Origin of the sequence: Anaerotignum faecicola, from assembly GCA_024460105.1 — a bacterium.
Classification (GTDB): Bacteria; Bacillota; Clostridia; order Lachnospirales; family Anaerotignaceae; genus JANFXS01.
In genome coordinates, this window is sequence record JANFXS010000374.1 from 1 (window position 1) to 424 (window position 424).

The 424-nt window shown below is 51.9% G+C and carries 1 protein-coding gene; it reads right to left on the minus strand.

Translation table 11 applies throughout. From position 1 onward, the window contains the following. A partial coding sequence (locus NE664_14450; GenBank protein ID MCQ4727835.1) for a tRNA (cytidine(34)-2'-O)-methyltransferase occupies positions 1 to 424 on the minus strand: 424 nt, incomplete at both ends.

Here is a 424-nt window from a genome sequence, read left to right on the forward strand (position 1 = left end):
TCATCTTCTCAAACCCGTTCTGTCTGAGTGCCTCATACAGTACAATCGACACGGAGTTGGACAGATTCAGAGAGCGGATATCTCCCCACATGGGGATTCTCACACACTGCTCCTGATTCTCCAGGAGAATCTCCTCCGGAATACCGGCGCTCTCCTTTCCGAACATCAGGAAGCAGTCCGGTTCATACTCCACGTCAGAATATACCTTCAGCCCCTTGGTCGTAGCCATATAAATCTTTGCTCCGGGATTCCGCTCCAGGAAATCCTGGTAATCGCAGTAAACCGTCACATCCAGCTTATCCCAGTAATCCAGTCCGGCCCTCTTGATCAGCTTGTCATTCAGTCTGAAACCCAACGGCTCGATGAGATGAAGCTTCGTCCCCGTCGCCACACAGGTTCTTCCGATATTGCCGGTATTGGCCGG